This window comes from Streptomyces sp. C (assembly GCF_000158895.1).
In the GTDB taxonomy this organism is placed as follows: Bacteria; Actinomycetota; Actinomycetes; order Streptomycetales; family Streptomycetaceae; genus Streptomyces; species Streptomyces racemochromogenes.
Genome location: NZ_GG657750.1, coordinates 3,872,990 through 3,878,875, shown reverse-complemented (window position 1 = coordinate 3,878,875; position 5,886 = coordinate 3,872,990). Strand labels below are relative to the sequence as shown.

The 5,886-nt window shown below is 74.5% G+C and carries 5 protein-coding genes; all 5 read right to left on the bottom strand.

All coding sequences use genetic code 11. The annotated features are described in order from the left end of the window. Nucleotides 1-250 precede the first annotated feature (250 nt). Nucleotides 251-790 carry a bacterial proteasome activator family protein gene (locus SSNG_RS17335; protein ID WP_007265171.1) on the bottom strand — a complete coding sequence of 180 codons (540 nt, stop codon included), beginning with the start codon at nt 788-790 and terminating at the stop codon, nt 251-253. A gap of 82 nt (nt 791-872) precedes the next feature. Continuing rightward, nucleotides 873-3,620, bottom strand: a complete 2,748-nt coding sequence (locus SSNG_RS17330) for an FtsX-like permease family protein (protein ID WP_007265169.1) — start codon at nt 3,618-3,620, stop codon at nt 873-875. Between the two features lie 101 nt (nt 3,621-3,721). Then, nucleotides 3,722-4,468, bottom strand: a complete 747-nt coding sequence (locus SSNG_RS17325) for an ABC transporter ATP-binding protein (RefSeq protein ID WP_007265168.1) — start codon at nt 4,466-4,468, stop codon at nt 3,722-3,724. A 25-nt stretch (nt 4,469-4,493) separates the two neighbouring features. Beyond that, nucleotides 4,494-5,165, bottom strand: coding sequence for a PadR family transcriptional regulator (locus SSNG_RS17320; protein ID WP_007265167.1), 672 nt, complete (start codon nt 5,163-5,165; stop codon nt 4,494-4,496). Nucleotides 5,166-5,226: 61 nt separating this feature from the next. Next, nucleotides 5,227-5,796, bottom strand: coding sequence for a hypothetical protein (locus SSNG_RS41200; protein WP_042801216.1), 570 nt, complete (start codon nt 5,794-5,796; stop codon nt 5,227-5,229). Nucleotides 5,797-5,886 lie beyond the last annotated feature (90 nt).

Genomic DNA, 5,886 nt, shown 5'->3' with positions numbered 1-5,886 from the left:
GGCGGGGCTGGGGGGTGAGGATGCAACAAAGGACCCCCTGGGGGCTCCGCCCCCGAACCCCCGCGCCTCAATCGCCGGCGGGGCTGGGGGGTGGGGCTGCGCCCCCGGGCCTTCGTGCCTCGCACGCCGGCGGGGCTGGGGGGTGGGGTGCCCCAGACCCTCCGCGCCTCAAACGGGGGTGGGGCTGCGTCCCCAGACCTCCCGTGCCTCGAACGCCGGCGGGGCTGGGTGGGGCCCCGCCGGGTGGGGATTACAGGTATGGGCCCGAGCGGACCGCGCCGTGGGGGCCGTCTTCGTCGTCGTCGTGGGGGCCGCCCGGCGGGAGGGCTCGGCGCATCTGTTCCAGTTGGGCCCGCGCCGCCATCTGCTGCGCGAACAGGGCCGTCTGGATGCCGTGGAAGAGGCCCTCCAGCCACCCCACCAACTGCGCCTGTGCGATCCGGAGTTCGGCCTCCGAGGGAACGGCTTCCTCCGTGAAGGGGAGGGAGAGGCGCTCCAGTTCCTCCACCAGCTCCGGCGCCAGGCCGTCTTCGAGTTCCTTGACCGACGCCGCGTGGATGTCCTTCAGACGGACCCGGCTGGCCTCGTCCAGAGGAGCTGCGCGGACTTCTTCCAGAAGTTGCTTGATCATGCTGCCGATGCGCATGACCTTGGCGGGCTGTTCGACCATCTCCGTCACCGGGACCTCGCGCGACTCGTCATCGGTGCCGCCGACCGCCGTCCCGTCCTGGCCCACGATCAGCACGTGCGGGGGGCTGTCCTGCGACCGTTCACTCCTCGGCATCTCCATGCCGTCATTCTCTCGCACACCTGCGTTCTCACACGGTGTGCCCCCGCACGGGCGTGATCCACCCTGTACGGGGGCACCGGGATCAGCCGGCCGCCCTCCGGGCCAGTGCGCCGCTCGACTTGGTGACCAGCGCGGCCAGCAGCGCCGCGCCCAGCGGGACGAGGACCAGCAGGCCGGCCAGGGTGTCCCACGGCACCGCGATCGGGACGTACAGCTCGGTGTCGCGCCCCGAGGCGTAGCCCCTTTCGAGGGCGTACTCGATGAGCCGCCGCTGTTCCCGTTCCTGGGTGAGGCGGAGTCCGACCGCCGGCAGGATGCCCGCCGCCGAGCCGAGGACCACACCCATCAGGGCCACCACCCCGCACTGGAAGCCGCTGAGGGTGCGCCGTACGCGCGGGGCCGCGCCGACCGCCGCGAGGGTCTTCAGGTCGGCCTCGGAGTCCGCCTGGGCCAGACCCGTCGCGATGCCGGCGGCTCCGATGGTGACGAGTCCCGCGAAGACGCTCAGGGAGAGCAGGCCCAGGGTGTGCTGCTCCTGGTAGCCCTCCTCGATCCTGACCTGGGTGTCCGCGCCCATCCGGTCGATCTCGCCGTCCAGTCGCTGGCGCTCCGCGGTGCCGGCCTTCCGGTCGAGGCTGAAGTAGGCGCCGGCCGGGGCCGTGGCGATGCCGGCGGCCCGGGCGGCGGCCGACGGCAGGACCAGGTCGACGCCCCAGGCGGTGCCGGGTGCCTGGTGGACGGCGAGCACCTTGTCCTGGCCGGGCGGGTCGGCGCGCCGCTCGGCGGCTTCGTCGGCGGCGGCCTGGTCGGTGATGACCCGCAGGGTGACCTTGCCGTCCTTGACCTGGTTGCGGTTGAAGGAGACGGACCGGCCCTCCTTCAGCGCGGCCGCCGAGCCCGGGTCGGAGACGGCCAGCACCTGGAGCAGCTTCTCGTCGGCGACGACGACGTCGAAGGGAGGGCCCCAGCGCTCCTCCACGCAGCGCGGGTCCTGGCGCAGTGCGCGGGCCTGGTCCGGCGTGAAGGAGGAGGGGCCGTGCTCGGCCTCGAAGAGCGGGCAGCGCTGCTCTTTGGGGACGATGACCTCGACGCGCCCGCAGCCCGGGGCCGAAGAGCGCGGTGAGCAGTTCGGGTTGCCGACGACGAGGCGGTCCACATCGGCCCGCACCGACACCGGGAGGTTCTTCGAGAGGGTGTCGCGCAGGGCGGGCACCTCCTTGTGGCCGGTGTTGTCCGTGCTCATCAGATAGCCCGCGTTGGCGGGGAGTACGGCCTCGTACTCGTGCCGGCCCTGGACGTTCTGGCTGTGCTGGTACGTGGAGACCGCCACGGTCCCGGCGACGGCAGCCAGTACGGCGGCCACGGCCGGGGCCGTGCGCCCCCGGTTGCGGACGGCGTCGCGCAGCGCGAGCCGCGGCGACAGCGGGAGCCACCGTCCGAGCCGTCCGAACAGGCCGACCAGCAGCGGGGTGAGGGCGACGACCCCGAGCTCGGCGAGGGCGCTGCCGCCCATCACGAAGGTGGTGTTGACGCGGTAGCGGCTTCCGTAGACGACGATCGCCGCGCCCGCCGCGACGGCGAGGATGCCGATGACGGGCAGTACCCGGTTGGCACGGCGCACCCCGCGCCGGCCGGTGAGGGACGACAGCACGCTCTGCCGGGACGCGGTGACGGCGGGGGCGACCGCGGCCAGCAGGCCCGTCACCACGGCGACCAGGGCGATGCCCAGCAGTTCCAGCGGGCGGGCCTCGAAGCCTCCGAAGCGGGCGCCGAGCTGCTCCTCCAGTACGGGCCGCAGCCCGATGGTGAGGGCCACGCCGATCGCCGTGCCGACGACCGCGGCCGCGGCACCGATCACGATGCCGCCGGAGAGGACGACGGCACGGATGTGCCGCCGGTCGCCGCCGTTGGCGCCGACCAGGCCCAGCTGGCGGCGCGAGCGCCGGGCGCCGACCGCGAAGGCGGGTCCGGCGAGCAGGCAGATCTCCAGCATGGCGAGGCCGATGACGGTGACCAGGATGGCCCGCTGGGTCATCATGCCGCCGTCCGCCATGCCGAACCGGTCCTTCGGCTGCTGCTTGAACAGCGGGACGTCGGAGTCGGCCGGCGGGTGCAGGGTGACGGCCCGGGAGAGCACGAGCGCGCCGTGCTTGTTGGCCTCCTTGACCATGTTCCACGTGAAACCATCGCCGCCCACCGCGACGAGGTAGTTGGGCCGGGGGCTCAGCCCGGGTGCTCCGGTGGCCTTGAGGGCCTGGTCGAGGGGATCGAGCAGGGTGCCCGGCAGGGCGAGCAGTTCGGTGCGCGCGAGCTTGTCGGGCATCTCGTACGCGCCCACGATCCGGAAAGAGGACGTGGCGCCGCGCGGAGTCGCGGAAGAGCCCACGTACAGGCCGGAGACCTTCAGGAAGGTGGTGGTGGCGACGACTTCGCCCGGCCTCTGGGGCATGCGCCCGCGTTCGAGCGTGAGCAGGCCCTTGGTCAGCGGGTCGCGTACGTCGAGCTCGCGCAGGTCCGTCGCCAGCAGCCCGTGTGCGGTGTGCACCTTGGCGAAGCCCCGGCGGTCCTCGACCGACCGGATCCCGGTCGGCAGCGCGGACTTCAGCGGCTGCCGGTCCTCCTCGCGGCCGGGCCGGTACTTGTCGTAGCCGCCGACCGGCGCGTACTGCTCGCCGTTGGGGTGCTGGTAGATCGGCGCGTCCAGGCCGGCGGGGCTGATCCGGGCGTCGGCGGCGCCGAGTTCGCGGGTCATCCGCTGGCCGGTGGAGAGTTCGGCGCTGCGGTAGGTGAGGTCGATGGCGCTCATCCCGATGATGGGCAGGGCGAGCATCGCGAGTACGAGGGCGCTGCGGCCCTTGGCGCGCCAGGCGTCGCGGCGGGCGATGCGCAGGGCGGCGATCCAGGAGTGGTACCAGGCGGTGAGCGGAGAGGTCACAGGCCGGCCGCCCGCCCGTGGAGCAGCGAGTCGGCCTGGCTGCGCAGGGTCTCGTCGACGACGCTGCCGTCGCGCAGGAAGACGACCCGGTCCGCCCAGGCGGCGAAGCGGGGTTCGTGCGTGACGAGGATGCCGGCGGCGCCGGCGTCGCAGCGGGCGCGCAGCAGCGCGAGCACGGACTCGCCGGTCTCGGAGTCGAGGGCGCCGGTGGGTTCGTCGGCCAGGACCAGGCGGCGTTCGCCGACCAGGGCGCGGGCGATGGCCACGCGCTGCTGCTGGCCGCCGGACATCTCGTCGGGGAAGCGGTCGGCGAGCTGCGGCAGGCGTATCTCCTCCAGCGCGGCGAGGGCCGCGCGGCGGGCCTTGCGGGCCGAGGTCCCGTCGAGTTCGAGGGGCAGGGCCACGTTCTCGGCGGCGGTGAGGGCCGGGATCAGGTTGTAGTCCTGGAAGACGTAGCCGATGCTGCGCCGGCGCAGCGCGGCCAGCTGCCGGCGGGAGGCGGTGGTGATGTCGACGCCCTCGACCAGGACGCTGCCGCTGGTGGGGGTGTCGAGGCCGCCCGCGAGGGTGAGCAGTGTGGACTTGCCGGAGCCGGACGGGCCCATGACGGCGACGAGTTCGCCGGGATGGACGCTGAGGTCGACCCCGCGCAGGGCGTGCACCTCGGTGGCGCCGCTGCCGTGGGTGCGGACGAGGCGGTCCAGCCGGAGTACGGGGTTCGAGCGGTGCTGGTGGTCGGGCATGAGGGATCCCCCCTGGGGCGTTCGTTCAGCCGCGCCGCGTGCGGGCGGCGGGCCTGGTGGTGCCGGTCGCGCCGGTGGCGGGCGCCGCCTCCGGACCGGGTGTGTCCGGTCGGCCGGGCGGGTCCGCCGGGCCGGGTGTGTCCGCCGGGGCGAGCGCGGCCAGCCTGACGAGCCGGGACTCGGAGTGGTCGAGCCAGCGCGCCTCGGCCTCGGTCTGGAAGATCAGCTGCTCCAGGACCAGCAGCCAGGCCAGGTCGTCGCGTTCGCGGGACCGGCCGCTCTCGATGGCGGCGAGGGCCCCGGCCTTGAGCCGGGTGTAGTCCTGCATCGCCTTGAGCGTGGCGTGGCGCTGGGCCTGGATGACGGCGCGGATGTCCACGCCGGGCGCGCCCACGGCCATGGCGAGCTTGATGGACAGCTCGTCCCGGGGCGGGTTGGTGCGGTCGACGGGCCGCTCGTACCAGTCGCGCAGTTCGGCGCGGCCGCCGTCGGTGATGGCGTAGAGGGTGTGGCCGGCGTGGTCCTCGCCGCCGGGGGCGACGAGGCCGTCGCGCTCCAGGCGGGCCAGCGTGGTGTACACCTGCCCGACGTTGAGGGGCCAGGTGGAGCCGGTGCGGGATTCGAACTCGGTGCGCAGCTGGGAGCCGTAGCGGGGGCCCCGTTCCAGCAGTGCGAGAAGGCCGTGACGGATCGACATACTCAGTATGTATACCGAGTATGCTCGATTCCGCAAACACCCCGGCCCCCTCGGCGGGCCCCTACCGGCCCCGCCGCAGCCGCACGCCCATGTAGCCGATGCCGAGTCCCATAAGGGCCAGTCCGGTGCCCAGCGGGAGCAGGTGCGCGGCCAGGTCGGCGGCCCGCTCGTTGGGCTCGTTGCCGAGGGCGGTGACGGGTGCGGTGGCGTGCGCGGTGGCGTGCGCGGTACCGGGCGCGGTGCCGGCCGCCGACGGGCTCGTGACCGGATCCGGCCGGGGCGCGACGGGCTCCGGCCGCTCCTGCGCCGGCTGGAGCGGGCGCGCCGGGGGCGCCGGGCGCACCGGACGGGCGGCGACGGCGAGGCCGGGGTCGGGGAGCGCGTCGGCGGGCCGCCCGGGGTGCTTCCGCCCGACGCCCGCGACGCTGCCGGCGAGCTCCTCGTACGCCTCCTGCGGTACTCCCGCGGCCACCGCCGGGAGGTGCGCCCAGGCCGCTCGGCCGGGGAGCGCGGGCGCGGCGACGGTTGGGGTGCGGGCGGGGGTCGCGCTCGCGGGCGCGGCGGCCAGCAGCGCGGCGGCGGCCAGCGCGGCGCCGGCGGTCCGGTACGGCGGGCGGAGGCGTCGAGTCACGGGGTGCCCCTCCCCTTCCGTGCGGCCCGGACGTCCGAAGTCGGAGCGCCGCACTCAGGCTGACATGCTGGGGCAAAACGGGCATCCCGG

Bases quoted from the DNA above. Each gene is read 5' to 3' on its own strand.
- SSNG_RS17335 (WP_007265171.1), bottom strand. From the start codon at position 790: ATGGAGATGCCGAGGAGTGAACGGTCGCAGGACAGCCCCCCGCACGTG.
- SSNG_RS17330 (WP_007265169.1), bottom strand. From the start codon at position 3,620: ATGCTCGCCCTGCCCATCATCGGGATGAGCGCCATCGACCTCACCTAC.
- SSNG_RS17325 (WP_007265168.1), bottom strand. From the start codon at position 4,468: ATGCCCGACCACCAGCACCGCTCGAACCCCGTACTCCGGCTGGACCGC.
- SSNG_RS17320 (WP_007265167.1), bottom strand. From the start codon at position 5,165: ATGTCGATCCGTCACGGCCTTCTCGCACTGCTGGAACGGGGCCCCCGC.